Origin of the sequence: Streptococcus mitis (assembly GCF_000960025.1) — a bacterium.
GTDB classification, from domain to species: Bacteria; Bacillota; Bacilli; order Lactobacillales; family Streptococcaceae; genus Streptococcus; species Streptococcus mitis_DH.
Window position 1 is genome coordinate 39615 of sequence record NZ_JYGQ01000003.1, and the last position, 25837, is coordinate 65451.

The window sequence follows — 25837 nt, forward strand, 5'->3', positions numbered from 1 at the left end:
GGAGAGGAATGAGAATTTTAGTTTTGGAAGACGATAGAGTCCAGCAGGGACGGATAGAGCAGACTTTACTAGATATTGGTCGCTCTCGCAATTTGAGATTGGAAATTGATATTGCCAAAAACTATGGAGATGTTGAAAAGTATTCTCAGTATTTTGACCATTACCAACTCTATTTATTGGATTTAGAGATTGATGGAGAGTGTGATTGGATAGTATGATTTTGACTTTTATTAAGGAAACTCTATTTGCTTTATTGTTGATAGTCTCCATTATAGTTCCTCCAATCTATCTAGGTTACCAAATTACACCGGAATTTCGTAAAAAGAGATACGTAGTCTATTTACTAATGATGCAAGCAATAGCTGGTAAAACTTTTTTTGAAATTATGTATTTGGAAGTTTTAATCTTTTTTTACCTGATTTTCTACATGAATAGGAAGAAAAAGGGAGAATCTTTATTTCTTTCACTCTATCTTTTTAGTTTTTATCAGAGTATTCGCTATTTATTGGTATTGTTCTATATTCGGATGTTAGATATAGATATGCTATCAGAAGTAGGAAATGGGATTGTTAACTCTTCTTTTTCCCTATTAGCTATCGTACTAACAGTAGTTATGATGAAGCGTTGGTCTTTGGATTTGGATTTATTTTTTTCAGATGCTTTCAAACCCCACTATCGTAAGAGTTTTTTCATTATCCTACCTCTGACTGGATTTAGGATATTCTCTTCGTTTATGACCAATAGAAATAGTTCTTTCTACGTTCGTTTTGACACGACCATTTCTCTCCTGATTTTCATTCTCTTTTTCTCTTGGCTCTTTTATATCAGACACTTAGAGCAGGTTTATCGTGATGAGCAGACCATTCAGAGACAGGAAGATGAGAATCGTTCCTTGCAAGGAATGGTGGATAAGTTGGGTTATCTCTATGATGAGGTTCGAGGTTTCCGTCATGATTTTGCAGGGATTGTCGCCAGTATGGAGCCTGCCATAGCGAATCAAGACATGACTGAAGTTTCTACCATCTATCGAGATGTCTTTCTAAAGACCAATGAAAAGCTGAGAAAGGCGGATTACACAGCCTTTAATCTTCACAATATCCACGACATAGCCATTCGCAATACCTTGGCAAAAGCCATGATTGTGGCAGATAATCAAGGAATTCATTTTAGTTTGGAGACGGTGGGGGTTGTCGAAGAGCTGGCATTGCCTATGTTGGAGGCTATCCGTATCCTCTCTATCCTCACGACAAATGCCTTAGAGGCAGCGAGTGAGTCTGAAAATCCGCAGATTCGGGTTGCTTTGTTGGCAAGTGATAGGAGTGTCCGTTTTATCATTGAAAACACTCGTAAGAAAGAAGAACTGAATCCCAGCATTCTCAGTCAAAAGGGTTACTCTACCAAGGGTAACCACAGTGGACTGGGCTTGGCAACCTTGGAGGATATGGTTTTTCATTATGATTTAAACTTAGATACCCAGCTAGGAGAGATGACTTTTAGACAAGATTTAGAATTGCCATTTAAGGATGAGAAACGAGAGGGAGAGGAATGAGAATTTTAGTTTTAGAAGACGACAGAGTCCAGCAGGGGCGGATAGAGCAGACTTTACTAGATATTGGTCGCTCTCGCAATTTGAGATTGGAAATTGATATTGCCAAAAACTATGGAGATGTTGAAAAGTATTCTCAGTATTTTGACCATTACCAACTCTATTTATTGGATTTAGAGATTGATGGAGAGCGTGAACGGGGCTTTCAGGTTGCTCAACAGGTTCGGGAGCGAGATCCCTTTACAAGTATTGTCTTTGTGTCCACGCACTCGGAGGCCTTGCCTCTAGCTTTTCGCTACCACTTGTCTGCCTTGGATTTTATTTCCAAGGATCAGTCAGAGGAAGATTATCGTTATCAGTTGGAACGCTGTCTGGACTATGTACTGGCAGTGGATAAGAGGGAAAATATGCGTCTCTTTACCTATAGTTTTGAGGGGAGACGGGGCTTTACTCTACCCTACCATGAGATTTTAGCCTTTGAAACCTCAGTGGAATCTCATCGTATCAAGGTCTATTATGCCAATCATTCTATCAAGACCATTTATGGCAGTCTCAAGGATATTGCTGCCAAGGCTGAAAAAGATTACTTTGTCTATGCTAATCGCAATACGTTAGTCAGTTTACAGGCTATTGAAGAGATGACTGCGACAGAAGTGACCCTGTTAGAAGGCTTGCATTTCCCCGTATCACGGACAGCCAGAAGAACCCTTAAAAAACATCTCAATGTCTAATATCTGTTAGACTTGGATGAGTTTATCAATAAGAATGTCGGAAAATTTTCTGATATTCTTATTTTTTTGACTTCTTTTTCGAATAGATAAGTAAGAGGAGAAGGAAAGGAGCCTAGTTCATGTATCTACCAATTTTTTATCCGTGGTTTACTAAATTATTTTTCAAATAAATTTAATTAGTTGTACATTTTTGAATTGTTTTTCGAATAGATAAGTAAGAAGAAAAGGAAGGAGCCTAGCTCATGTTTATATCAATGTTCTACCCATGGTTCACTGAGTTATTTTTTAAATAAATTTAATTTAGTTGTACATTTTCGAAATTTTTTCGATTAGATAAGTAAGAGGAAAAGGAAAGGAGTTTGCTTCATGTATCTACCAATTTTCTATTCATGGTACATTAAATTATTTTTCAAATAAATTTAATTTAGTTGTACATTTTCGAAATTTTTTTCGAATAGATAAGTGAGAGAAAAAGAAAGGAGTCTGGTTTATGTATCTACCGATTTTCTATTCATGGTACATTAAATTATTTTTTAAATAAAATTTAATTTAGTTGTTCATTTTCGAATTATTTTTCGAATAAATAAGTAAGAGGAAAAAGAAAGGAATAAAATAATGAAAGAACATTACTATGGATTTGTTGAGCTAACTTCGGAAGAATTGACCGATATTCAAGGTGGAGAAAGTTGGGCGAAGACCCTTGCAGATTGGTACCTTGGATTTCGTAGAGGTTTAGGTTTTTAGGAGGATAAGCAATGAATGAAATGAATGATAAGTATACTGTTGAGGTATTAAAGGAAAGCGACTTAGCTTTGCTGGTGGGTGGTAGCAAGGAAAGTTATCAACGGGGTCTAATTACAGGTCTATTGTTACGCGGTGTATTTATTGGAACCCCATTTTTTAGAAGATAAGATTTAGAAAAAATAGAACAAGAGGAGAAAAAAGATGACAAATTTTGACAAAATGGAACAGAACTTTGTAGCTCTTACAGAAGAAGAGTTGATGAATGTAGATGGGGGAGCATTACCTCTTGTAATCGCTGGAGTGTCTATTTGGAAGATAGGTGCAGCAGTAGCAGGTGGAGCAGCAGCGCTTTTTGCTGGAGGAGCAGCTTTAGGGTATTATGCGAATAGACCATAATCTGATTATAGTCAGAGAGGCATTTCTATGTTTTTAAAAAAAGAAGTGATATTACTAGGGGTATTGTTATCGATACGTATTATTTTTACTATCGTTCAAATTTTAATTGACTATAAAATATTATCTGGACAGTATAGTGTAAATTTTATGGATATTTCAGAAGTATTTACTTATCCAATACTCATTTTAATCATTTACATAGCAATAAAATATAATACAAAGGAGTAATGACGAATATGAACTTAGAACAATTTTATCAATTATCTGACGATGAATTAGTGGGAACAAAAGGTGGTTTTGGTCTTGCGGAAGCAGTTGGGATTGCAGGAGTACTGAATGCTGCTGTACAAATTTTTAATGCTGGTTACAAATTTGGTTCAGATTTTGCTCGCCGTGGGCGTTAGATAATGAACAACCGCAACCTTAATCTTAATACATTGTTACCTAAACTAGCCACGATATGTCCTTTGTTGGGAATAACTCTTAATGTCGCGCTTCATGTGATTCGTACAGGTTCGTTAGTATCCTTTAATTGGCAATGGACTTTGGTTGGTTTGCTTTTCTCAGCATATTTTGGTATTTTTCGCAAAGATTTGTCAAAAAATAATCAAAGATATAAATGATGAATCTGAATCAAAGGGATTTTGTGCATGTGAATGGTAGAGCTTCCCGCCATTTCTTGTCAGGTAATTAGGAGTTTCTTATGAAAACATTTTTATTAGGCTTTGCTGAGGGTTATTTTACCGTATCGCTCATAATCTACATCGCAACGTATTTGATTTTGAAAAATCCAATCAATATCCTATTTTATCCAGAAATTTACCCTGTTTTATTTGGGCTCTTTTATCTAGGATATAAGGTCAATAAAAAGCAAGTAGAGTGAGCAGTTAAGAATGACTTGTTAGTCTGTGCTAAAATGACTAGAGTATAATCTCAGAATGCATCACATTGGAGTTTAATATGAAATTCGTTAAATCAATATTGAAAGTTTTGCCTGAAATCATGGTATTACTTAGTTCAATGTCTTATATCATCGTCAGATTAGTAGCTGACATAAATAAAGTTTCTTTACCTACTTGGTTTGATAATTCTAATATACCCACGGTTGCATTATTTATGATGGTCTTCATTCTTTTATATAGAAGTAAAGAAAAAAAAGAATGGATAAATTTGAGGTAGTAGACAATCTATGGGGAAATAGGAGTCTTGTAGTGACGAATCAAAAAAGGAGTAACTATGAATCGTAATTTAGAACGGTGTTATCTATTCTGACTATGAATAGATCATACCAGAGGTGGCTTAGAAATAGCAGGGACATTAAAAATTGAATTAACTTTAAATAGGATGTCGTAAAGGTTACTATCAATGATTTATTTGTCCCAAGCTTGCCTAGGGTGTCAGTAAAACATCACTTTCCTTTCATATCATATTTTTAGTAGGTAGGACGTTTGTTCTGCCTATTTTTTGCCAAAAAAGTGTAGTTGAGCTGTTTATTTGGAGTTTTACATGTATTTTTTGATAAAATTTGATAAAATAGGTATAGAAATTAGGAGAGTTGAAGAAAAAAATGAATAAGATTTTAAAATATTTTTTAGTATTTGTTTTTTTATTTTTAATGAATATTTTCATCTTTAAGATACTAGCAACTCTGGGATTTCAGCTGACAATGAGTGAAAAGAATTATATTGTACCACCGCTGTTTTCGATTATCGTTTTATACATGATTGACAAAAGAATTAGGAAGAAAAAGAAATAAATATATTTTCTAGGTAGAACATTTGTTCTACCTATTTTTAAATCCCAAAAGTGCATTTGGGAGGTAGATAGGCGCATTTGGGGAAGAAGTCCAGTTTTTGTTTGGGGATTGGGGTAAGATAGTTGTTATCAGATGAGTTTATACTCTTCGAAAATCAAATTCAAACCACGTCAACGTCGCCTTGCCGTAGATATGTGACTGACTTCGTCAGTCCTATCTACAACCTCAAAACAGTGTTTTGAGCAGCCTGCGGCTAGTTTTCTAGTTTGCTCTTTGATTTTCATTGAGTATTAGGAAAAAGGAGATGAATATGAAATTTGGGAAACGTCACTATCGTCCGCAAGTGGATCAGATGGACTGCGGTGTAGCTTCATTAGCCATGGTTTTTGGTTACTATGGTAGTTATTATTCTTTGGCTCACTTGCGAGAATTGGCCAAGACGACCATGGATGGGACGACGGCTTTGGGCTTGGTTAAGGTGGCAGAGGAGATTGGTTTTGAGACGCGAGCAATTAAGGCGGATATGACGCTTTTTGACTTGCCAGATTTGACTTTTCCTTTTGTTGCTCATGTGCTTAAGGAAGGGAAATTGCTCCACTACTATGTGGTGACTGGGCAGGATAAGGATAGCATTCATATTGCTGATCCGGATCCTGGGGTGAAATTGACCAAACTGCCACGTGAGCGTTTTGCGGAAGAATGGACAGGAGTGACTCTTTTTATGGCACCTAGTCCAGACTACAAGCCTCATAAGGATCAAAAGAATGGTCTGCTCTCTTTTATCCCTATATTAGTGAAGCAGCGTGGCTTGATTGCTAATATCGTTTTGGCAACACTCTTGGTAACCTTGATTAATATTGTGGGTTCTTATTATCTGCAGTCTATCATTGATACCTATGTGCCAGATCAGATGCGTTCGACGCTGGGGATCATTTCTATTGGGCTGGTTATCGTCTATATTCTCCAGCAGGTCTTGTCTTACGCTCAGGAGTATCTCTTACTTGTTTTGGGGCAACGCTTGTCGATTGACGTGATTTTATCCTATATCAAGCATGTTTTTCACCTACCTATGTCCTTTTTTGCGACACGTCGGACAGGGGAAATCGTGTCTCGTTTTACAGATGCCAACAGTATCATTGATGCGCTGGCTTCGACCATTCTTTCGATTTTCCTAGATGTGTCAACGGTTGTCATTATTTCTCTTGTTTTATTTTCACAAAATACCAATCTCTTTTTCATGACCTTATTGGCACTTCCTATCTACACAGTGATTATCTTTGCCTTTATGAAGCCGTTTGAAAAGATGAATCGGGATACCATGGAAGCCAATGCGGTTTTATCTTCTTCTATCATTGAGGACATCAACGGTATTGAGACTATCAAGTCCTTGACCAGTGAAAGTCAGCGTTACCAAAAAATTGACAAGGAATTTGTGGATTATCTGAAGAAATCCTTTACCTATAGTCGGGCAGAGAGTCAGCAAAAGGCTCTGAAAAAAGTTGCCCATCTCTTGCTCAATGTCGGCATTCTCTGGATGGGAGCTGTTCTGGTCATGGATGGCAAGATGAGTTTGGGGCAGTTGATTACCTATAATACCTTGCTTGTTTACTTTACCAATCCTTTGGAAAATATCATCAATCTGCAAACTAAGCTTCAGACAGCGCAGGTCGCCAATAACCGTCTAAATGAAGTGTATTTGGTAGCCTCGGAGTTTGAGGAGAAGAAAACAGTTGAGGATTTGAGCTTGATGAAGGGAGAGATGACTTTCAAGCAGGTTTACTATAAGTATGGCTATGGTCGAGATGTTTTGTCGGATATCAATTTGACTATTCCTCAGGGTTCTAAGGTGGCTTTTGTGGGGATTTCAGGGTCAGGTAAGACGACCTTGGCCAAGATGATGGTTAATTTTTACGACCCAAGTCAGGGAGAGATTAGTCTGGGTGGTGTCAATCTCAATCAGATTGATAAAAAGGCTCTGCGCCAGTATATTAATTATCTGCCTCAACAGCCTTATGTCTTTAACGGAACGATTTTGGAGAATCTTCTTTTGGGAGCCAAGGAGGGGACGACTCAAGAAGATATCTTACGGGCGGTCGAATTGGCAGAGATTCGGGAGGATATCGAGCGGATGCCCCTGAATTACCAGACAGAATTGACTTCGGATGGGGCAGGGATCTCAGGTGGTCAACGTCAGAGAATTGCTCTGGCGCGTGCTCTCTTGACAGATGCACCGGTCTTGATTTTGGACGAGGCGACCAGCAGTTTGGATATTTTGACAGAGAAGCGGATTGTTGATAATCTCATGGCTTTGGACAAGACCTTGATTTTCATTGCCCACCGCTTGACCATTGCTGAGCGGACAGAGAAGGTTGTTGTCTTGGATCAGGGCAAGATTGTCGAAGAAGGAAAGCATGCTGATTTGCTTGCACAGGGTGGTTTTTACGCCCATTTGGTGAATAGCTAGAAAGAGGAGAGGATGAAACCAGAATTTTTAGAAAGTGCGGAGTTTTACAATCGTCGTTACCATAATTTTTCCAGTCGGGTGATTGTACCCATGTCTCTTCTGCTCGTGTTTTTGCTTGGCTTTGCAACTTTGGCAGAGAAGGAGATGAGTTTGTCAACTAGAGCTACTGTTGAGCCTAGTCGTATCCTTGCAAATATCCAGTCAACTAGCAACAATCGCATTCTTGTCAATCATTTGGAAGAAAATAAGCTGGTTAAGAAGGGGGATCTTCTGCTTCAATATCAGGAAGGGGCAGAAGGTGTTCAAGCGGAGTCCTATGCCAGTCAGTTGGACATGCTCAAGGATCAAAAAAAGCAATTGGAGTATTTGCAGAAGAGTCTGCAAGAAGGGACGGATTACTTTCCAGAGGAGGATAAGTTTGGCTACCAGGCCACCTTTCGCGACTACATCAGTCAAGCAGGCAGTCTTAGGGCTAGTACATCGCAACAAAACGAGACTATCGCGTCCCAGAATGCAGCAGCTAGTCAAACCCAAGCTGAAATCGGCAACCTCATCAGTCAAACAGAGGCTAAAATTCGCGATTACCAGACAGCTAAGTCAGCTATTGAAACAGGTGCTTCCTTGGCCAGTCAGAATCTAGCCTACTCTCTCTTCCAGTCCTACAAGTCTCAGGGCGAGGAAAATCCGCAAGCTAAGGCACAAGCAGTTGCGCAGGTAGAAGCACAGCTTTCTCAGTTAGAATCTAGTCTTGCTACTTATCGTGTCCAGTATGCAGGTTCAGGTATCCAGCAAGCCTATGCGTCAGGCTTAAGCAGTCAATTGGAGTCTCTCAAATCCCAACACTTGGCAAAGGTTGGTCAGGAATTGACCCTTCTAGACCAGAAAATCTTGGAAGCAGAGTCAGGTAAGAAGGTACAGGGAAATCTTCTAGACAAGGGGAAAATTACGGCCAGTGAGGATGGGGTGCTTCACCTTAATCCTGAGACTAGTGATTCTACCATGGTTGCAGAAGGTGGCCTACTAGCCCAACTCTATCCGTCCTTGGAAAAAGAAGGGAAAGCCAAACTAACAGCTTATCTTAGTTCAAAAGATGTAGCAAGAGTCAAGATTGGGGACTCTGTTCGTTATACTACGACTCATGATGCCAAGAATCAAATTTTCCTAGATTCTACGATTACCAGCATAGATGCGACAGCTACCAAGACTGAGAAAGGGAATTTCTTTAAAATCGAGGCGGAGACTAATCTAACTTCTGAGCAGGCTGAAAAACTTCGGTATGGGGTGGAAGGTCGTCTGCAGATGATTACGGGCAAGAAAAGTTATCTGCGCTATTATTTGGATCAGTTTTTGAATAAAGAGTAATGTTCGTGTTTTTGGAGTTATACTCAATGAAAATCAAAGAGCAAACTAGAAAACTAGCCGCAGGCTGTACTTGAGTACGGCAAGGCGACGTTGACGCGGTTTGAATTTGATTTTCGAAGAGTATTAAATGATTTTAAAACTGTGAGAAAGATACTTCTTGCAGTTTTTTCTTTACGATTTTTAGAGTTAATGTGTTATTTATTCGGTTAAATTCTTGTAATTTTAGGTTTTTTGTGGTAGAATGTGCTCAAGTAATACGAAAGGCGAACTTTAAAATGTCAAAACAATTGATCTATTCGGGAAAAGCTAAAGACATCTATACAACTGAGGATGAAAATCTTATTATTTCAACTTACAAGGACCAGGCGACTGCTTTCAATGGTGTCAAGAAGGAGCAGATTGCAGGCAAGGGAGTATTGAATAATCAGATTTCATCTTTTATTTTTGAGAAATTAAATGCGGCTGGTGTGGCGACTCACTTTGTGGAGAAGCTTTCAGACACGGAACAACTCAATAAAAAGGTTAAGATTATTCCTTTGGAAGTCGTGCTCCGCAACTATACTGCTGGTTCCTTTTCAAAACGTTTTGGTGTAGACGAAGGTATCGCATTTGAGACTCCGATTGTCGAATTTTACTATAAAAATGATGATTTGGATGATCCCTTTATCAATGATGAGCATGTGAAATTTCTAAAGATTGCGGATGACCAGCAGATTGCCTACTTGAAGGAAGAAACCCGTCGTATCAATGAACTCTTGAAAGCTTGGTTTGCTGAGATTGGGCTTAAGTTGATTGACTTTAAGCTAGAGTTCGGTTTTGACAAGGATGGCAAGATTATCTTAGCAGATGAATTTTCACCAGATAACTGCCGTTTGTGGGATGCGGATGGCAACCACATGGATAAGGATGTTTTCCGTAGGGGACTAGGTGAATTAACCGATGTTTATGAAGTTGTTTGGGAAAAGTTGCAGGAATTGAAATAATCTGTTTGCAACGGAAAACCTTCGTCTCTCAACTAAAAGGACTTAGGCTGAAAAGGTCCCCCGACCTTTTCACTCCGTAGAGGATTGGGAGAACTAACCGACGTTTACGAGATTGTTTGGGAAAAGTTGCAAGAATTGAAATAACAACCTCAAGGTCGTTGGAACATTGTAAGAGCTGAAATAAAGGAATAAGAATTGATGGATAAACGTATTTTTGTTGAAAAAAAGGCTGATTTTCAGGTCAAGTCAGAGAGTTTGGTTAGAGAACTCCAGCATAACTTGGGACTTTCAAGCTTGAAAAGTATTCGTATTGTGCAAGTGTATGATGTCTTTAGCTTGGCTGAGGACTTGTTTGCGCCTGCAGAGAAACACATTTTCTCTGAGCAGGTGACAGACCATGTCTTGGATGAAGCTGCTGTACAGGCGGATCTTGCCAACTATGCTTTCTTTGCCATTGAAAGCCTGCCAGGGCAGTTTGACCAGCGTGCGGCTTCTTCACAGGAAGCCTTGCTTTTGTTGGGAAGTTCGAGTGATGTGACGGTTAATACAGCACAATTGTACTTGGTCAATAAAGATATTGATGCGACTGAGTTGGAAGCAGTCAAAAACTACTTACTCAACCCAGTTGATTCTCGTTTCAAGGACATCACAACAGGGATTGCCAAGCAGGAATTTTCAGAGTCGGACAAGACCATTCCTAAATTGACTTTCTTTGAAAGTTATACAGCAGAAGACTTTGCCCGCTACAAGGCAGAGCAAGGGATGGCCATGGAAGTGGATGATTTGCTCTTTATCCAAGACTACTTTAAGTCAATAGGGCGCGTGCCGACGGAAACAGAGCTCAAGGTTTTGGACACTTACTGGTCTGACCACTGCCGTCATACGACTTTTGAAACAGAGTTGAAACAGATTGATTTCTCAGCATCGAAATTCCAAAAGCAATTGCAGGCGACTTATGACAAGTATATTGCCATGCGTGATGAGTTGGGCCGTTCGGAGAAACCACAAACCTTGATGGACATGGCGACTATTTTCGGTCGTTATGAGCGTGCTAATGGACGTTTGGACGATATGGAGGTGTCTGACGAAATCAATGCCTGCTCGGTTGAAATCGAAGTGGACGTTGATGGTGTCAAGGAACCTTGGCTCCTCATGTTTAAAAACGAAACCCACAACCACCCAACGGAAATTGAGCCATTTGGTGGAGCGGCTACTTGTATCGGTGGAGCCATTCGTGACCCGTTGTCAGGCCGTTCCTACGTTTACCAAGCCATGCGTATCTCTGGTGCGGGTGATATTACAGCTCCGATTTCGGAAACTCGCGCTGGTAAATTGCCACAACAGGTCATTTCTAAGACAGCTGCTCATGGTTATTCTTCATATGGTAACCAGATTGGGCTTGCGACGACCTATGTTCGTGAATATTTCCACCCAGGTTTTGTAGCTAAACGTATGGAGTTAGGTGCAGTAGTCGGTGCGGCTCCCAAGGGCAATGTGGTTCGTGAAAAACCGGAAGCTGGTGACGTGATTATCTTGCTCGGTGGTAAGACTGGACGTGATGGTGTAGGGGGTGCAACGGGATCTTCTAAGGTTCAAACAGTTGAGTCTGTAGAGACTGCTGGAGCTGAGGTACAAAAAGGGAATGCCATCGAAGAACGCAAGATTCAACGCCTTTTCCGTAATGGCGATGTGACTCGTCTTATCAAGAAATCCAACGACTTTGGTGCTGGTGGTGTCTGTGTAGCTATCGGTGAATTGGCAGACGGCCTTGAAATCGATCTTAATAAAGTGCCTCTTAAATACCAAGGCTTGAATGGTACCGAAATTGCAATCTCTGAATCACAAGAACGGATGGCGGTCGTGGTTCGTCCTGAAGATGTGGATGCCTTCGTTGCCGAATGTAACAAAGAAAATATTGACGCTGTTGTTGTTGCGACAGTAACTGAAAAACCAAATTTAGTCATGCACTGGAATGGTGAAACCATTGTCGACTTGGAACGTCGTTTCCTTGATACAAATGGTGTGCGCGTGGTCGTCGATGCTAAGGTTGTGGATAAGGATGTCAAGCTTCCAGAAGAACGTCAAACATCTGCTAACACACTTGAAGCAGATACTCTTGAGGTTCTATCTGACTTGAACCACGCTAGTCAAAAAGGTTTGCAAACCATCTTTGACTGTTCGGTCGGTCGTTCAACGGTTAATCACCCACTTGGTGGTCGTTACCAACTCACACCAACTGAGGCATCTGTGCAAAAATTACCAGTTCAACACGGTGTGACTCATACCGCGTCTGTCATGGCTCAAGGTTTCAACCCTTACCTAGCAGAATGGTCTCCATACCACGGTGCTGCTTATGCGGTTATTGAAGCGACTGCTCGTTTGGTTGCTGCTGGTGCAAACTGGTCTAAGGCTCGTTTCTCATACCAAGAATATTTCGAGCGCATGGACAAACAGGCAGAGCGTTTCGGTCAGCCAGTAGCCGCCCTTCTAGGCTCTATCGAAGCACAAATCCAACTTGGCTTGCCATCTATCGGTGGGAAGGACTCCATGTCTGGGACCTTTGAAGAATTGACCGTACCACCAACCTTGGTTGCCTTTGGGGTGACGACGGCAGATAGCCGTAATGTGCTCTCTCCAGAATTTAAAGCTGTTGGGGAAAATATTTACTACATCCCAGGTCAAGCCCTCTCTGCAGAGATTGATTTTGACTTGATTAAGAAAAACTTTACTTGGTTTGAAGCCATCCAAGCTGAACACAAAGTAACATCTGCATCAGCTGTCAAATACGGCGGTGTGCTTGAAAGCTTGGCTCTTGCTACCGTTGGAAACCATATCGGAGCAGAGATAACCTTGTCTGAGCTTGAAAGTTCTTTGACAGCACAATTGGGCGGATTTGTCTTTACATCGCCTCAAGAAATTGCTGGAGTAGAGAAAATCGGACAAACAAAAGCAGACTTTACACTGACTGTCAATGGTGTGAAGCTAGATGGACACAAACTTGACAGTGCTTTCCAAGGCAAATTGGAAGAAGTTTACCCAACAGAATTTGCACAAGCCAAAGAACTTGCTGAAGTACCAGCTGTGGCATCAGATGTTGTGATTAAAGCTAAAGAAAAGGTTGAAAAACCTGTGGTTTATATCCCAGTATTTCCGGGAACCAACTCAGAATATGACTCAGCTAAGGCCTTTGAAAAAGAAGGCGCAGAGGTCAACTTGGTGCCATTTGTGACCTTGAATGAAGAGGCCATTGCCAATTCAGTTGAAACTATGGTTGACAACATCGGCAAGGCTAACATTCTCTTCTTTGCAGGTGGATTCTCAGCTGCGGATGAGCCAGATGGTTCAGCCAAGTTTATCGTCAACATCCTGCTCAATGAAAAAGTGCGTGCAGCTATTGATAGCTTTATCGCCCGTGGTGGCTTGATTATTGGTATCTGTAATGGATTCCAGGCTTTGGTCAAATCAGGTCTTCTTCCATACGGGAACTTTGAAGATGCCAAAAGTACTAGCCCAACCCTCTTCTACAATGATGCCAACCAACACGTGGCCAAGATGGTAGAAACTCGCATTGCCAATACCAACTCACCATGGTTGACTGGTGTGCAAGTGGGTGATATCCACGCCATTCCTGTTTCGCACGGTGAAGGGAAATTTGTCGTGACAGCTGAGGAATTTGCAGAGCTCCGTGACAATGGACAAATCTTTAGCCAATACGTGGACTTCGAAGGCAAACCAAGTATGGATTCTAAGTACAATCCAAATGGTTCTGTCCATGCCATCGAAGGAATTACCAGCAAGAATGGTCAAATCATCGGTAAGATGGGCCACTCAGAACGTTATGAAGACGGTCTTTTCCAAAACATCCCAGGAAATAAAGACCAGCACCTGTTCGCGTCAGCGGTTAAATACTTTACTGGAAAATAAGACTTGAAGATTTTCTAATAGATAGTATCAGTAATGTAAAAGTCATGTAGATTTAGCTCATGGTGCTACACAAATAAAAATTAGGTATATAAAATGACATACGAAGTAAAATCTCTTAATGAAGAATGTGGTGTTTTCGGTATCTGGGGACATCCAGATGCTGCTAAATTGACCTATTTTGGACTCCACAGTCTTCAACACCGTGGTCAGGAGGGGGCAGGAATCCTCTCCAATGACCAAGGGAAACTAAAGCGGCATCGCGATATGGGTCTTCTATCAGAAGTCTTCAGAAATCCTGCTAACTTAGATAAATTGACAGGAACTGGTGCGATTGGACATGTGCGTTATGCGACTGCTGGCGAAGCTTCTGTAGATAACATCCAGCCCTTCCTCTTCCGTTTTCACGATATGCAGTTTGGGTTGGCTCATAATGGAAATCTGACCAATGCAGCCTCTCTCAAGAAAGAACTGGAACAAAGAGGAGCGATTTTCAGCGCGACTTCGGACTCGGAAATCTTGGCTCACCTCATTCGTCGCAGTCATAATCCTAGCCTGATGGGAAAAATCAAGGAAGCGCTCAGCCTTGTAAAAGGTGGTTTTGCCTATATCTTGCTGTTTGAGAACAAGTTGATTGCGGCTCTTGACCCCAATGGTTTCCGTCCGCTTTCCATCGGGAAAATGGCCAACGGAGCGGTGGTTGTTTCCTCTGAGACCTGTGCTTTTGAGGTCATTGGTGCTGAATGGATTCGTGATTTGAAGCCAGGTGAGATTGTGATCATTGATGACAAGGGCATCCAGTATGACAGCTATACAGACGATACCCAGCTCGCGATTTGTTCTATGGAGTATATCTATTTTGCTCGCCCTGATTCTAATATCCACGGTGTCAATGTCCATACGGCTCGCAAACGTATGGGTGCGCAATTGGCGCGTGAATTCAAGCATGAGGCGGATATCGTGGTCGGTGTGCCCAATTCTTCCCTCAGCGCGGCTATGGGCTTTGCGGAAGAATCTGGTTTGCCAAACGAAATGGGTCTTATTAAGAATCAATATACGCAACGCACCTTTATCCAACCGACTCAAGAATTGCGGGAGCAAGGGGTGCGGATGAAACTCTCTGCTGTTTCTGGTGTTGTAAAAGGCAAGCGTGTGGTTATGATTGATGACTCTATTGTGCGTGGAACGACCTCTCGTCGTATCGTTCAGCTCTTGAAAGAAGCGGGTGCAACTGAGGTTCACGTGGCTATTGGAAGCCCAGCGCTAGCTTATCCATGTTTCTACGGGATTGATATCCAGACACGTCAGGAGCTGATTGCGGCTAATCATACGGTCGAAGAAACTCGCCAAATCATTGGTGCGGACAGTCTGACTTATCTTTCTGTTGAGGGATTGATTGATTCAATTGGTATTGAAACGGATGCGCCAAATGGTGGTCTCTGTGTCGCTTATTTTGATGGTGATTACCCAACGCCTCTCTACGACTATGAAGAAGACTATCGTAGAAGTTTGGAAGAAAAGACCAGTTTTTACAAATAGACGGATAAAGATTCTCCATTAAAGGAAAGGAAGAGGAGACAAAATGACAAATAAAAATGCTTATGCTCCACGTCTCACTACTGACTAAAAGCTAAAGCATTTGTCAGTAGACGCTTTGCCTTATGGGGCCAAAGCTAGAGACCTGACTAGTATTTTTAGATAAAATAATTGTTTATCTAAAAATACGTCGCAGTCTTTTCCAAAAAAAGAAAAGGAAAAATAAAATGGCAAATAAAAATGCGTACGCTCAATCTGGTGTGGATGTTGAAGCGGGTTATGAAGTTGTTGAACGGATTAAAAAGCACGTGGCTCGTACGGAGCGTGCAGGTGTCATGGGAGCTCTTGGTGGCTTTGGTGGTATGTTTGACCTTTCAAAGACTGGGGTTAAAGAACCTGTCTTGATTTCAGGGACTGATGGTGTCGGAACTAAGCTCATGCTGGCTATTAAGTACGACAAGCACGATACTATTGGTCAGGACTGTGTGGCCATGTGTGTCAATGATATCATCGCTGCAGGTGCGGAGCCCCTCTATTTCCTCGACTATGTGGCGACAGGGAAGAATGAACCAGCTAAACTAGAACAAGTAGTCGCTGGTGTTGCAGAAGGCTGTGTGCAGGCTGGTGCTGCCCTCATCGGTGGGGAAACGGCTGAAATGCCGGGCATGTACGGCGAAGATGACTATGACTTGGCTGGTTTTGCGGTTGGTGTGGCTGAAAAATGTCAAATCATTGACGGTTCAAAAGTGGCAGAGGGAGATGTTCTTCTCGGACTTGCTTCAAGTGGGATTCATTCCAATGGTTACTCTCTCGTCCGTCGTGTCTTTGCGGATTACACAGGTGAGGAAGTCCTGCCAGAATTGGAAGGCAAGAAACTCAAGGAAGTTCTTCTTGAGCCGACTCGTATCTATGTCAAGGCTGTTTTGCCACTCATCAAGGAAGAGTTGGTCAACGGCATTGCCCACATCACTGGTGGTGGCTTTATCGAAAATGTCCCTCGTATGTTTGCAGATGACCTAGCTGCTGAAATTGATGAAAGCAAAGTTCCAGTGCTTCCGATTTTCAAAGCTCTTGAGAAATACGGTCAGATCAAACACGAAGAAATGTTTGAAATCTTCAATATGGGTGTGGGGCTTATGTTTGCAGTTAGCCCTGAAAATGTAAGTCGTGTCAAGGAATTGTTGGATGAACCAGTCTATGAAATTGGTCGTATCGTCAAGAAAGAAAACGAAAGTGTCATCATCAAATGAAAAAAATAGCGGTTTTTGCCTCTGGTAATGGCTCAAATTTTCAGGTGATTGCTGAAGAATTTCCAGTGGAGTTTGTCTTTTCAGACCATCGTGACGCCTATGTGCTCGAGCGTGCAGACAAGCTCGGCGTTCTGTCCTATGCTTTTGAACTCAAGGAGTTTGAGAGCAAGGCAGACTACGAAGCGGCCCTTGTCGAACTCTTGGAAGAGCACCAGATTGACTTGGTTTGTCTAGCAGGCTACATGAAAATCGTTGGGCCAACCTTATTGGCGGCTTATGAAGGTCGAATCATCAATATCCATCCAGCTTACTTGCCAGAATTTCCAGGAGCTCATGGGATTGAGGATGCTTGGAATGCTGGCGTCGCTGAGAGTGGTGTGACCATTCACTGGGTGGACTCTGGAGTGGATACAGGAAAGGTCATCAAACAAGTACGTGTGCCAAGACTAGCGAATGATACCATCGAAAGCTTTGAAGCTCGGATTCATGAGGCAGAGTACAAGTTTTATCCGGAAGTTATTAGAGAATTGTTGGACAAGTAAATGAAAAAATGGTTGGAAACACTTGCCTTGATTACCTTGGCAATCATTCTACGTTTACTGGTAAATTTTTTCTTCCCAGAGATTCCTTATTGGGGGAGATTTTTACTGACAGTAATTTTGGGAGTCTTGGTAATCGTCTCCCTATACTTTATGAATCGAAAAATTCGTAGGTAGAGAGTTTGAAAATGAAAGGAAAAAACATGACTAAACGCGCCTTAATCAGCGTCTCAGACAAAGCGGGCATTGTTGAATTTGCCCAAGAACTTAAAAAACTTGGTTGGGACATCATCTCAACAGGTGGGACCAAGGTTGCCCTTGAAAATGCTGGGGTTGAGACCATTGCCATCGATGATGTGACGGGCTTCCCAGAGATGATGGATGGCCGTGTTAAGACCCTCCATCCAAACATTCACGGAGGTCTCCTTGCTCGTCGTGATTTGGATAGTCACCTTCAAGCAGCTAAGGATAATAATATCGAATTGATTGATCTTGTGGTGGTCAACCTTTACCCATTTAAGGAAACTATCCTCAAACCAGACGTGACGTACGCTGATGCCGTTGAAAACATTGATATCGGTGGGCCATCTATGCTTCGCTCGGCAGCGAAGAATCATGCCAGCGTGACGGTTGTGGTAGACCCTGCTGACTATACAGTGGTTTTGGACGAATTGGCAGCAAACGGCGAAACCTCTTATGAAACTCGCCAACGTTTGGCGGCTAAGGTTTTCCGTCACACAGCAGCTTACGATGCCTTGATTGCAGAATACTTCACAGCTCAAGTGGGGGAAAGCAAACCTGAAAAGCTCACTTTGACCTATGACCTCAAACAAGCTATGCGTTACGGTGAGAACCCTCAACAAGACGCGGACTTCTACCAAAAAGCCTTGCCGACTGACTACTCGATTGCTTCAGCGAAACAGCTCAATGGGAAAGAATTGTCATTCAATAATATCCGCGATGCTGATGCTGCCATTCGTATTATCCGTGATTTCAAAGACCGTCCAACCGTTGTGGCTCTCAAACACATGAACCCATGTGGAATCGGTCAAGCTGATGATATCGAAACTGCTTGGGATTACGCTTATGAGTCTGATCCAGTTTCTATCTTTGGTGGAATTGTCGTTCTCAACCGTGAGGTGGATGCTGCGACTGCTGAGAAGATGCACGGTGTTTTCCTTGAAATCATCATCGCACCAAGTTATACGGATGAAGCGCTAGCTATTTTGACTAATAAAAAGAAAAACTTGCGTATCCTTGCCTTGCCATTTGATGCTCAAGAGGCTAGCGAAGTGGAAGCAGAATACACAGGTGTAGTTGGTGGACTTCTGCTGCAAAACCAAGATGTGGTCAAGGAAAGCCCAGCCGATTGGCAAGTGGTGACCAAACGCCAACCAACTGAGACAGAAGCGACAGCTCTTGAGTTTGCTTGGAAGGCTATTAAATACGTCAAATCAAACGGAATCATTGTAACCAATGACCACATGACACTGGGTGTTGGTCCAGGTCAGACTAACCGTGTGGCTTCTGTTCGTATTGCCATTGACCAAGCCAAAGACCGCCTTGACGGTGCTGTACTTGCTTCGGATGCCTTCTTCCCATTTGCGGATAATGTGGAAGAAATCGCCAAAGCAGGCATCAAGGCCATCATCCAGCCAGGTGGATCCGTCCGTGACCAAGAGTCTATCGAAGCTGCGGATAAATATGGCTTGACCATGGTCTTCACAGGAGTGAGACATTTTAGACATTAAGAACGTTAAAGGGAAGAAAACAGTTTCTTTCCTTTTTTTGCTTTAAAAGCGAAACGAAACAAGATTAAAACGAACATTTATGGTATAATTTTAGTAAATAATTCGCAAAAGAGGTTGAAAGATGAAGCTGTTAGTTGTCGGTTCGGGTGGTCGTGAACATGCCATTGCTAAGAAGTTGCTTGAGTCAAAAGAGGTAGAAAAGGTTTTTGTTGCTCCTGGAAATGATGGGATGACTCTGGATGGTCTGGAATTGGTAAATATCTCTATTTCCGAACATTTTAAATTGATTGACTTTGCAAAGGCCAACGATATTGCTTGGTCATTTATCGGGCCAGATGACGCCCTTGCGGCTGGTATCGTGGATGATTTCCATGCAGCTGGTCTCAAAGCCTTTGGTCCGACTAAGGCTGCGGCTGAACTTGAGTGGTCTAAGGATTTTGCCAAGGAAATCATGGTTAAATACGGCGTTCCGACAGCAGCCTATGGCACATTCTCAGATTTCGAGGAAGCTAAGGCCTATATCGAAAAGCAGGGTGCGCCTATCGTAGTCAAGGCGGATGGCTTGGCGCTTGGGAAGGGTGTCGTCGTTGCTGAGACAGTCGAGCAAGCGGTCGAAGCCGCTCATGAGATGCTTTTGGACAATAAATTTGGTGACTCAGGTGCGCGTGTGGTTATTGAGGAATTCCTTGAAGGAGAGGAATTTTCACTCTTTGCCTTTGTCAATGGTGATAAGTTCTACATCATGCCAACGGCTCAGGACCACAAACGTGCCTACGATGGCGACAAAGGGCCTAACACGGGAGGTATGGGAGCATATGCGCCAGTTCCACACTTACCACAGAGTGTGGTTGATACAGCGGTTGACACCATTGTCAAGCCAGTCCTTGATGGCATGATTAAAGAAGGGCGCCCTTATCTGGGTATCCTTTACGCAGGGCTTATCTTGACAGCTGATGGACCTAAGGTCATCGAGTTTAATGCTCGCTTCGGAGATCCAGAAACTCAGATTATCTTGCCTCGTCTGACCTCTGATTTTGCCCAAAATATTACGGATATCCTCGATGGCAAGGAGCCAAACATCACCTGGACGGACAAGGGTGTGACGCTTGGTGTAGTTGTCGCATCAAATGGTTACCCGCTAGAATATGAAAAGGGTGTTGCATTGCCGGCAAAAACCGAGGGAGATATCATCACCTACTATGCAGGGGCTAAGTTTTCGGAAAATAGTAGAGCGCTGCTATCAAACGGCGGACGTGTCTATATGCTCGTCACCACAGCAGCCACCGTCAAAGAAGCCCAGGACACCATCTACCAAGAACTCGCCCAACAAAAAACAGAAGGCCTCTTCTACCGAACAGATATCGGAAGCAAGGCAATTAAGTAAAGATATAAGAAAAAGCGACGCAGTCGCCAAACACGACAATGGTCGCCGTGGTGAAAAGACCAGAACAGTATCTGTTCTGGTCGGAGGAAACTTTGAGACCTTAGGTTCAAAGTTTAGGAATGAAACCGAAGGTTTGCTTCCGTCCCCACCACCTAAGACCATTATCAAAAAGAAGAAAAAAGGAAAAATTATGACTAAACCAGTAATTTCCATCATCATGGGCTCCAAATCCGACTGGGTTACCATGAAAAAAACCGCTGAAGTCCTTGACCGTTTTGGTGTAGCCTACGAAAAGAAAGTTGTCTCTGCCCACCGTACACCTGATCTCATGTTCAAACATGCTGAAGAAGCACGTAGCCGTGGCATCAAGGTTATCATCGCAGGAGCTGGTGGCGCAGCTCATTTGCCAGGAATGGTAGCTGCCAAAACAACCCTTCCTGTCATTGGTGTACCAGTCAAATCACGTGCTCTTAGTGGCGTGGACTCGCTCTACTCTATCGTTCAGATGCCGGGCGGTGTACCAGTCGCAACCATGGCTATCGGGGAAGCAGGTGCGACAAATGCGGCCCTCTTTGCCCTCCGTCTCCTGTCAGTAGAGGATCAGGCTATCGCGACAGCTTTGGCAGATTTCGCAGAGGAACAAGGAAAAATCGCAGAGGAGTCGACAAATGAGCTCATCTAAAACAATCGGAATTATCGGTGGTGGTCAGCTAGGGCAGATGATGGCCATTTCTGCTATCTACATGGGCCACAAGGTTATCGCGCTGGATCCTGCGGCTGATTGCCCGGCCTCTCGTGTGGCGGAAATCATCGTGGCGCCTTATAACGATGTAGATGCCCTCCGTCAGTTGGCTGAGCGTTGCGATGTTCTTACCTATGAGTTTGAAAATGTCGACGCTGACGGTTTAGATGCTGTCATCAAGGATAGTCAGCTCCCTCAAGGGACGGACCTGCTCCGTATTTCCCAAAATCGGATTTTTGAAAAGGACTTCCTCTCAAACAAGGCTCAAGTCACTGTGGCACCCTACAAGGTTGTGACTTCTAGCCAAGACTTGGCTGATATCGACCTGTCCAAAAACTATGTCCTCAAGACTGCGACAGGTGGCTACGATGGGCATGGGCAAAAGGTCATTCGTTCAGAAGCAGACTTGGAAGAAGCCTATGCACTGGCTGATTCAGCAGACTGCGTTTTGGAAGAATTTGTCAATTTTGACTTGGAGATTTCTGTCATCGTGTCTGGAAATGGCAAGGACGTGACGGTTTTCCCAGTTCAAGAAAATATCCACCGCAACAATATCCTGTCTAAGACTATCGTGCCTGCACGCATTTCAGAAAGTTTAGCTGAAAAAGCCAAAGCCATGGCAGTGCGAATCGCAGAACAGCTTAACTTGTCTGGAACTCTCTGCGTGGAGATGTTTGCGACAGCTGATGACATCATTGTCAACGAAATTGCGCCACGTCCACACAACTCTGGGCACTACTCAATCGAAGCCTGCGACTTCTCCCAGTTTGATACCCACATTTTAGGTGTCCTTGGAACACCATTGCCAGCTATCAAACTACATGCGCCTGCTGTTATGCTTAATGTTCTCGGCCAGCATGTCGAGGCCGCTGAAAAGTATGTCGCAGAAAATCCAAGCACCCACCTCCACATGTATGGTAAAATAGAAGCGAAGCACAACCGCAAGATGGGACATGTTACTTTGTTTAGTGATGTGCCGGATGAGGTTGGAGAATTTTAAGGAGCTATCATGCCATTACCGAAAAGTATTCAAGAAGAAATTCAAAAATATTGTGAAAGTCATCTACCTAAAGAAGATTGGTATGAAGAAGAATTTGATTTTATAAAAGATTTTGATTTAAAAAAACGGATTATAGAGGAATTTCAATCTGTTAGATACGCTTATAAATTATATGAGGGACTAGAAGCAACTGATGTACATTTAAGATTCCAAATTAGGAGTCAAATTATTTCTTATGCATCAATCTATGAAGCAGTGCTAGAGTATGTTTTAAATACCTACTATTCAGACACTCCTGAGTATGAAGAACTAACTCATCAAGATAATGTGCCCATTAAGATATGTATCCCACAAAACATGAGGTTGAAATTACAAGCTGAACTATCTCATGACGGTAAAGAAATACACACGGTATATTACACGAGAAAGAAAAAACAAAAGACTTCGATTCGATTTGATGATAAATGTAGAACAGCTGAGAAATTGAATTTAATTGGTAAAATTTATAGTAAGGAAAGTGTAAAAGATTTACCAGCAGAAATAATTGAGATTTATAGTTATAGAAATGGAATTCACTTGATTGCTGAACAAAGGAAAGAAATTAAATATGAGTTAAATCTTAGCAAATTAGCGTATAGACGTCTTAAGCCTTTTATTGAGCAAATAAAAAATAGGTTAAAGATAGATGGAAAGTATTATCAGTAAAAGAATTGAAAGGATGGGATAGATCGTGGTTGAGCGAGCGTATAGTTTAGAAGTGAAAAAAACTATTAGTGCCTTTGAGGCACAAAAGTATTCCCTTGAAGGAAGATTAAATTCTGAAAAAAATTTTAGGTGCATTGATCAAGATTGCCAAATTCCTTTAACATGTACAAACTGGAAAAAGAAAGATGGGAAAAGGTTTTATTTTAAACCATCTCACAACGACGAACTACATGTTGAAGGTTGTACTTGCATATCGCCACAAGAAGTTAAGGACCAGGTGAGCAAGGAGTTTATAGGAGCTAAAGGAACGGTTTCAGATGGTGGAATAATATCTGTTAAGAAGTCATTGAGTAAAGCGAGAGTAACTGGAGATACAGTTGTTGGTTCACTTGATATTGCTGAGCAGTCAAGAAATTCATCTAGAACAAATATTTCTAGGAATCAACTACAGGATAGACAATTTTCTTCAGTAGCTACGTTTGTGGAACTTTATGAAGATCCACAAATTGATAATAATGTAAGAAATATTAGAATAGAAGGCGAGTTGATTTCCCTTAATGACTATTTTGTGGATACTACAGGACACATTGTAGAAGATAGACAGAGAATATTTTATGGTCTAGCATGGGTTTCTATTGCAGATTTCAATCATGATATGCTTCAAATAGAATTTATAGGCTCCGATTATCCGAAGGTATTCTCAAATGTAGAGAGAATTAAAGAACGCTCTAACACGAAAAATATTGCTGATTTAATAGGTAAAGAACCAGAATATATTTATTTTAGGGGTAAACTAGATAGCCAGAATAATAAGTTCAAATCTTTTAATGATCAGTTTTATAAGGATTTGTATTCACCAAAAGAATAAGGATAAGGAGAAAACAACATGATCAACCGTTACTCTCGCCCTGAGATGGCGAACATTTGGAGTGAAGAAAATAAATACCGTGCTTGGCTTGAGGTGGAAATCTTGGCTGATGAGGCATGGGCTGAGTTGGGAGAAATCCCTAAGGAAGATGTGGCTTTGATTCGTGAAAAGGCGGACTTTGACATCGACCGTATTTTGGAGATTGAGCAGGAGACTCGCCACGATGTGGTTGCCTTCACGCGTGCGGTTTCTGAAACGCTTGGCGAAGAGCGTAAGTGGGTCCACTATGGTTTGACGTCTACCGACGTGGTGGATACGGCCTATGGTTATCTTTACAAGCAGGCCAACGACATCATCCGTCGTGATCTTGAAAATTTCACCAACATCATCGCTGATAAGGCTAAGGAGCACAAGTTTACCATAATGATGGGGCGTACCCACGGTGTGCACGCTGAGCCTACAACCTTTGGTCTGAAATTGGCGACTTGGTATAGCGAAATGAAGCGCAACATCGAGCGTTTCGAGCATGCGGCTGCTGGTGTGGAAGCTGGTAAGATTTCTGGTGCGGTTGGGAACTTTGCCAACATCCCACCATTCGTAGAGCAATACGTCTGCGATAAATTGGGTATTCGTGCTCAAGAAATCTCTACACAGGTCCTTCCTCGTGACCTTCACGCTGAGTACTTTGCGGTTCTTGCTAGTATCGCGACTTCAATCGAACGTATGGCGACTGAGATTCGTGGTTTGCAAAAATCAGAACAACGCGAAGTGGAAGAATTCTTTGCTAAAGGGCAAAAGGGGTCATCTGCAATGCCTCACAAACGCAACCCTATCGGTTCTGAGAACATGACAGGTCTAGCGCGTGTCATCCGTGGTCACATGATTACGGCCTATGAGAACGTTGCTCTCTGGCATGAACGTGATATCTCTCACTCATCAGCTGAGCGCATCATTACACCAGATACGACCATCTTGATTGACTACATGCTCAACCGTTTCGGAAACATCGTTAAGAACTTGACAGTCTTCCCAGAAAATATGATCCGCAACATGAACTCTACGTTTGGTCTTATCTTTAGCCAACGTGCCATGTTGACCTTGATTGAAAAAGGGATGACCCGTGAGCAAGCCTATGACTTGGTACAACCAAAAACAGCCTACTCTTGGGACAACCAAGTAGATTTCAAACCACTTCTGGAAGCAGATCCAGAAGTAACATCACGCCTCACACAAGAAGAAATCGATGAAATCTTCAACCCGGTTTATTACACTAAACGAGTGGATGATATCTTTGACCGTCTTGGGCTGGGTGATTAATTAAAAAAAGAGGCTGGGTATCCAGTCTCTTTAAAATCATAAAATGCATATTATCAGGTGTTGACATACCTTGATAGTATGCATTTTATTATGTGACTATTAGTCCGTCTCGCTCCGTTAGGTGCGAGACAAAAAAACCACCCGCTATGCGGGTGCGCGTCGAAGGTTATACCAAAAAAACTCCGAACGCGATACAATAAAGGTGTTCAAGCCAATTGTAAAGCGAAAGGAGAAAAATATGGCACAAAAGGCTCATAGTTTATCGCACACAAAGTGGCACTGTAAGTATCACATTGTGTTCACCCCTAAGTATAGACGAAAAGTCATCTATAATCAATATCGAAGTAGTTTAGGCGAAATATTTCATCGCTTGTGTAGTTATAAAGGAGTTGAAATTATCGAGGGTCACTTAATGCCAGACCATGTACACATGTTAGTCAGTATTCCACCAAGGACAAGTGTTTCTAGTTTCATGGGTTATTTAAAAGGAAAAAGTGCACTCATGATGTTTGACAAACACGCCAATCTCAAGTACAAGTTTGGGAATCGGCATTTCTGGGCGGAAGGTTATTATGTGAGTACAGTAGGGCTTAATGAAGCCACAATTAAGAAATATATTCAAGAACAGGAAAAGCATGATATAGCACTAGATAAATTAAGTGTAAAAGAATATGAGGATCCCTTTAGGGATAGTGGTAAGTAATACTAAAGCCTCTTTGAGAGGCAAGTGACGAGTCAAGAGCAATGAGGCTTGAACAAAGTGAAAGCCAGCGTCTTTAGGCGCTGGCTGGTAATTTGGGCTTATAGCCCTGGGACAAACCACCCGTTTGACGGGTGGTCAT

26 protein-coding genes and 1 pseudogene are annotated in these 25837 nt (G+C 42.1%); all 27 read left to right on the top strand.

What is annotated here, in order from left to right; genetic code table 11:
* Positions 1 to 8: 8 nt before the first annotated feature.
* On the top strand, positions 9 to 218 hold the full coding sequence (locus tag TZ91_RS06065) for a response regulator (RefSeq protein ID WP_033686087.1): 210 nt from the start codon (positions 9 to 11) through the stop codon (positions 216 to 218).
* Between the two features lie 323 nt (positions 219 to 541).
* On the top strand, positions 542 to 1549 hold the full coding sequence (locus TZ91_RS10550; RefSeq protein ID WP_235196411.1) for a GHKL domain-containing protein: 1008 nt from the start codon (positions 542 to 544) through the stop codon (positions 1547 to 1549).
* A complete protein-coding gene (locus tag TZ91_RS06075; protein ID WP_033686088.1) occupies positions 1546 to 2277 on the top strand; it encodes a response regulator transcription factor in 732 nt (243 codons plus the stop codon). Before TZ91_RS10550 ends, TZ91_RS06075 begins: the two co-directional genes overlap by 4 nt.
* Before the next feature lie 615 nt (positions 2278 to 2892).
* Complete coding sequence (locus TZ91_RS06080) at positions 2893 to 3021, top strand: smi_0059.1 family bacteriocin-like peptide (RefSeq protein WP_033686096.1); 129 nt, start codon at positions 2893 to 2895, stop codon at positions 3019 to 3021.
* Between the two features lie 11 nt (positions 3022 to 3032).
* Positions 3033 to 3188, top strand: a complete 156-nt coding sequence (locus tag TZ91_RS06085; protein ID WP_033686097.1) for a hypothetical protein — start codon at positions 3033 to 3035, stop codon at positions 3186 to 3188.
* Positions 3189 to 3222: 34 nt separating this feature from the next.
* Complete coding sequence (locus TZ91_RS06090) at positions 3223 to 3417, top strand: class IIb bacteriocin, lactobin A/cerein 7B family (RefSeq protein ID WP_033686098.1); 195 nt, start codon at positions 3223 to 3225, stop codon at positions 3415 to 3417.
* A 236-nt stretch (positions 3418 to 3653) separates the two neighbouring features.
* Positions 3654 to 3821: a class IIb bacteriocin, lactobin A/cerein 7B family gene (locus TZ91_RS06100; protein WP_001047582.1), complete on the top strand. Its 168-nt coding sequence runs from the start codon at positions 3654 to 3656 to the stop codon at positions 3819 to 3821.
* Between the two features lie 3 nt (positions 3822 to 3824).
* Positions 3825 to 4040, top strand: a complete 216-nt coding sequence (locus tag TZ91_RS10650) for a bacteriocin immunity protein (RefSeq protein WP_080702808.1) — start codon at positions 3825 to 3827, stop codon at positions 4038 to 4040.
* Between the two features lie 80 nt (positions 4041 to 4120).
* Complete coding sequence (locus TZ91_RS06105; protein ID WP_033686100.1) at positions 4121 to 4300, top strand: hypothetical protein; 180 nt, start codon at positions 4121 to 4123, stop codon at positions 4298 to 4300.
* A 77-nt stretch (positions 4301 to 4377) separates the two neighbouring features.
* On the top strand, positions 4378 to 4596 hold the full coding sequence (locus TZ91_RS06110) for a hypothetical protein (RefSeq protein ID WP_033686101.1): 219 nt from the start codon (positions 4378 to 4380) through the stop codon (positions 4594 to 4596).
* Positions 4597 to 4984: 388 nt separating this feature from the next.
* Entirely contained in the window at positions 4985 to 5173 is a 189-nt protein-coding gene (locus tag TZ91_RS10655) for a hypothetical protein (protein WP_045597430.1), read from the top strand.
* Between the two features lie 310 nt (positions 5174 to 5483).
* Positions 5484 to 7637, top strand: coding sequence for a peptide cleavage/export ABC transporter ComA (gene comA / locus TZ91_RS06125; RefSeq protein WP_033686104.1), 2154 nt, complete (start codon positions 5484 to 5486; stop codon positions 7635 to 7637).
* A gap of 12 nt (positions 7638 to 7649) precedes the next feature.
* Positions 7650 to 8999, top strand: coding sequence for a competence pheromone export protein ComB (comB, locus tag TZ91_RS06130; protein ID WP_033686105.1), 1350 nt, complete (start codon positions 7650 to 7652; stop codon positions 8997 to 8999).
* A 275-nt stretch (positions 9000 to 9274) separates the two neighbouring features.
* On the top strand, positions 9275 to 9982 hold the full coding sequence (purC, locus tag TZ91_RS06135) for a phosphoribosylaminoimidazolesuccinocarboxamide synthase (protein ID WP_033686106.1): 708 nt from the start codon (positions 9275 to 9277) through the stop codon (positions 9980 to 9982).
* A gap of 75 nt (positions 9983 to 10057) precedes the next feature.
* Positions 10058 to 10126 (top strand): annotated as a pseudogene (locus tag TZ91_RS10870) (phosphoribosylaminoimidazolesuccinocarboxamide synthase); the annotation flags it as partial.
* A 54-nt stretch (positions 10127 to 10180) separates the two neighbouring features.
* Positions 10181 to 13906, top strand: coding sequence for a phosphoribosylformylglycinamidine synthase (locus TZ91_RS06140; protein WP_033686107.1), 3726 nt, complete (start codon positions 10181 to 10183; stop codon positions 13904 to 13906).
* Positions 13907 to 13999: 93 nt separating this feature from the next.
* The gene (gene purF, locus TZ91_RS06145; protein ID WP_033686108.1) at positions 14000 to 15442 is read left to right on the top strand and encodes an amidophosphoribosyltransferase; all 1443 of its coding nucleotides are present in this window, start codon (positions 14000 to 14002) and stop codon (positions 15440 to 15442) included.
* 224 nt (positions 15443 to 15666) lie between these two features.
* Positions 15667 to 16689: a phosphoribosylformylglycinamidine cyclo-ligase gene (gene purM / locus TZ91_RS06150; protein WP_033686109.1), complete on the top strand. Its 1023-nt coding sequence runs from the start codon at positions 15667 to 15669 to the stop codon at positions 16687 to 16689.
* A complete protein-coding gene (gene purN / locus TZ91_RS06155) occupies positions 16686 to 17231 on the top strand; it encodes a phosphoribosylglycinamide formyltransferase (RefSeq protein WP_033686110.1) in 546 nt (181 codons plus the stop codon). Before purM ends, purN begins: the two co-directional genes overlap by 4 nt.
* Positions 17232 to 17431: 200 nt before the next feature.
* The gene (gene purH / locus TZ91_RS06160; RefSeq protein WP_033686126.1) at positions 17432 to 18979 is read left to right on the top strand and encodes a bifunctional phosphoribosylaminoimidazolecarboxamide formyltransferase/IMP cyclohydrolase; all 1548 of its coding nucleotides are present in this window, start codon (positions 17432 to 17434) and stop codon (positions 18977 to 18979) included.
* A gap of 121 nt (positions 18980 to 19100) precedes the next feature.
* On the top strand, positions 19101 to 20363 hold the full coding sequence (purD, locus tag TZ91_RS06165; RefSeq protein WP_033686111.1) for a phosphoribosylamine--glycine ligase: 1263 nt from the start codon (positions 19101 to 19103) through the stop codon (positions 20361 to 20363).
* Between the two features lie 190 nt (positions 20364 to 20553).
* Entirely contained in the window at positions 20554 to 21045 is a 492-nt protein-coding gene (gene purE, locus TZ91_RS06170) for a 5-(carboxyamino)imidazole ribonucleotide mutase (protein WP_033686112.1), read from the top strand.
* On the top strand, positions 21032 to 22105 hold the full coding sequence (purK, locus tag TZ91_RS06175; RefSeq protein WP_045597433.1) for a 5-(carboxyamino)imidazole ribonucleotide synthase: 1074 nt from the start codon (positions 21032 to 21034) through the stop codon (positions 22103 to 22105). The genes purE and purK overlap by 14 nt, the downstream gene beginning before the upstream one ends.
* 9 nt (positions 22106 to 22114) lie before the next feature.
* Positions 22115 to 22810 (top strand): hypothetical protein, encoded by a 696-nt coding sequence (locus TZ91_RS06180; protein WP_033686114.1) that lies wholly within the window; start codon positions 22115 to 22117, stop codon positions 22808 to 22810.
* A 25-nt stretch (positions 22811 to 22835) separates the two neighbouring features.
* Positions 22836 to 23678: a hypothetical protein gene (locus TZ91_RS06185; protein ID WP_045597435.1), complete on the top strand. Its 843-nt coding sequence runs from the start codon at positions 22836 to 22838 to the stop codon at positions 23676 to 23678.
* Positions 23679 to 23696: 18 nt separating this feature from the next.
* Positions 23697 to 24995, top strand: coding sequence for an adenylosuccinate lyase (gene purB, locus TZ91_RS06190; protein ID WP_033686115.1), 1299 nt, complete (start codon positions 23697 to 23699; stop codon positions 24993 to 24995).
* 238 nt (positions 24996 to 25233) lie between these two features.
* Entirely contained in the window at positions 25234 to 25698 is a 465-nt protein-coding gene (gene tnpA, locus TZ91_RS06195; RefSeq protein WP_033686116.1) for an IS200/IS605 family transposase, read from the top strand.
* The last annotated feature ends 139 nt before the right edge of the window (positions 25699 to 25837 follow it).

Excerpts from the sequence above, each read along its gene's own strand:
- TZ91_RS06065 (WP_033686087.1), top strand. The coding sequence starts at position 9 with ATGAGAATTTTAGTTTTGGAAGACGATAGAGTCCAGCAGGGACGGATA.
- TZ91_RS10550 (WP_235196411.1), top strand. The coding sequence starts at position 542 with ATGCTATCAGAAGTAGGAAATGGGATTGTTAACTCTTCTTTTTCCCTA.
- TZ91_RS06075 (WP_033686088.1), top strand. The coding sequence starts at position 1,546 with ATGAGAATTTTAGTTTTAGAAGACGACAGAGTCCAGCAGGGGCGGATA.
- TZ91_RS06080 (WP_033686096.1), top strand. The coding sequence starts at position 2,893 with ATGAAAGAACATTACTATGGATTTGTTGAGCTAACTTCGGAAGAATTG.
- TZ91_RS06085 (WP_033686097.1), top strand. The coding sequence starts at position 3,033 with ATGAATGAAATGAATGATAAGTATACTGTTGAGGTATTAAAGGAAAGC.
- TZ91_RS06090 (WP_033686098.1), top strand. The coding sequence starts at position 3,223 with ATGACAAATTTTGACAAAATGGAACAGAACTTTGTAGCTCTTACAGAA.
- TZ91_RS06100 (WP_001047582.1), top strand. The coding sequence starts at position 3,654 with ATGAACTTAGAACAATTTTATCAATTATCTGACGATGAATTAGTGGGA.
- TZ91_RS10650 (WP_080702808.1), top strand. The coding sequence starts at position 3,825 with ATGAACAACCGCAACCTTAATCTTAATACATTGTTACCTAAACTAGCC.
- TZ91_RS06105 (WP_033686100.1), top strand. The coding sequence starts at position 4,121 with ATGAAAACATTTTTATTAGGCTTTGCTGAGGGTTATTTTACCGTATCG.
- TZ91_RS06110 (WP_033686101.1), top strand. The coding sequence starts at position 4,378 with ATGAAATTCGTTAAATCAATATTGAAAGTTTTGCCTGAAATCATGGTA.
- TZ91_RS10655 (WP_045597430.1), top strand. The coding sequence starts at position 4,985 with ATGAATAAGATTTTAAAATATTTTTTAGTATTTGTTTTTTTATTTTTA.
- comA (WP_033686104.1), top strand. The coding sequence starts at position 5,484 with ATGAAATTTGGGAAACGTCACTATCGTCCGCAAGTGGATCAGATGGAC.
- comB (WP_033686105.1), top strand. The coding sequence starts at position 7,650 with ATGAAACCAGAATTTTTAGAAAGTGCGGAGTTTTACAATCGTCGTTAC.
- purC (WP_033686106.1), top strand. The coding sequence starts at position 9,275 with ATGTCAAAACAATTGATCTATTCGGGAAAAGCTAAAGACATCTATACA.
- TZ91_RS06140 (WP_033686107.1), top strand. The coding sequence starts at position 10,181 with ATGGATAAACGTATTTTTGTTGAAAAAAAGGCTGATTTTCAGGTCAAG.
- purF (WP_033686108.1), top strand. The coding sequence starts at position 14,000 with ATGACATACGAAGTAAAATCTCTTAATGAAGAATGTGGTGTTTTCGGT.
- purM (WP_033686109.1), top strand. The coding sequence starts at position 15,667 with ATGGCAAATAAAAATGCGTACGCTCAATCTGGTGTGGATGTTGAAGCG.
- purN (WP_033686110.1), top strand. The coding sequence starts at position 16,686 with ATGAAAAAAATAGCGGTTTTTGCCTCTGGTAATGGCTCAAATTTTCAG.
- purH (WP_033686126.1), top strand. The coding sequence starts at position 17,432 with ATGACTAAACGCGCCTTAATCAGCGTCTCAGACAAAGCGGGCATTGTT.
- purD (WP_033686111.1), top strand. The coding sequence starts at position 19,101 with ATGAAGCTGTTAGTTGTCGGTTCGGGTGGTCGTGAACATGCCATTGCT.
- purE (WP_033686112.1), top strand. The coding sequence starts at position 20,554 with ATGACTAAACCAGTAATTTCCATCATCATGGGCTCCAAATCCGACTGG.
- purK (WP_045597433.1), top strand. The coding sequence starts at position 21,032 with ATGAGCTCATCTAAAACAATCGGAATTATCGGTGGTGGTCAGCTAGGG.
- TZ91_RS06180 (WP_033686114.1), top strand. The coding sequence starts at position 22,115 with ATGCCATTACCGAAAAGTATTCAAGAAGAAATTCAAAAATATTGTGAA.
- purB (WP_033686115.1), top strand. The coding sequence starts at position 23,697 with ATGATCAACCGTTACTCTCGCCCTGAGATGGCGAACATTTGGAGTGAA.
- tnpA (WP_033686116.1), top strand. The coding sequence starts at position 25,234 with ATGGCACAAAAGGCTCATAGTTTATCGCACACAAAGTGGCACTGTAAG.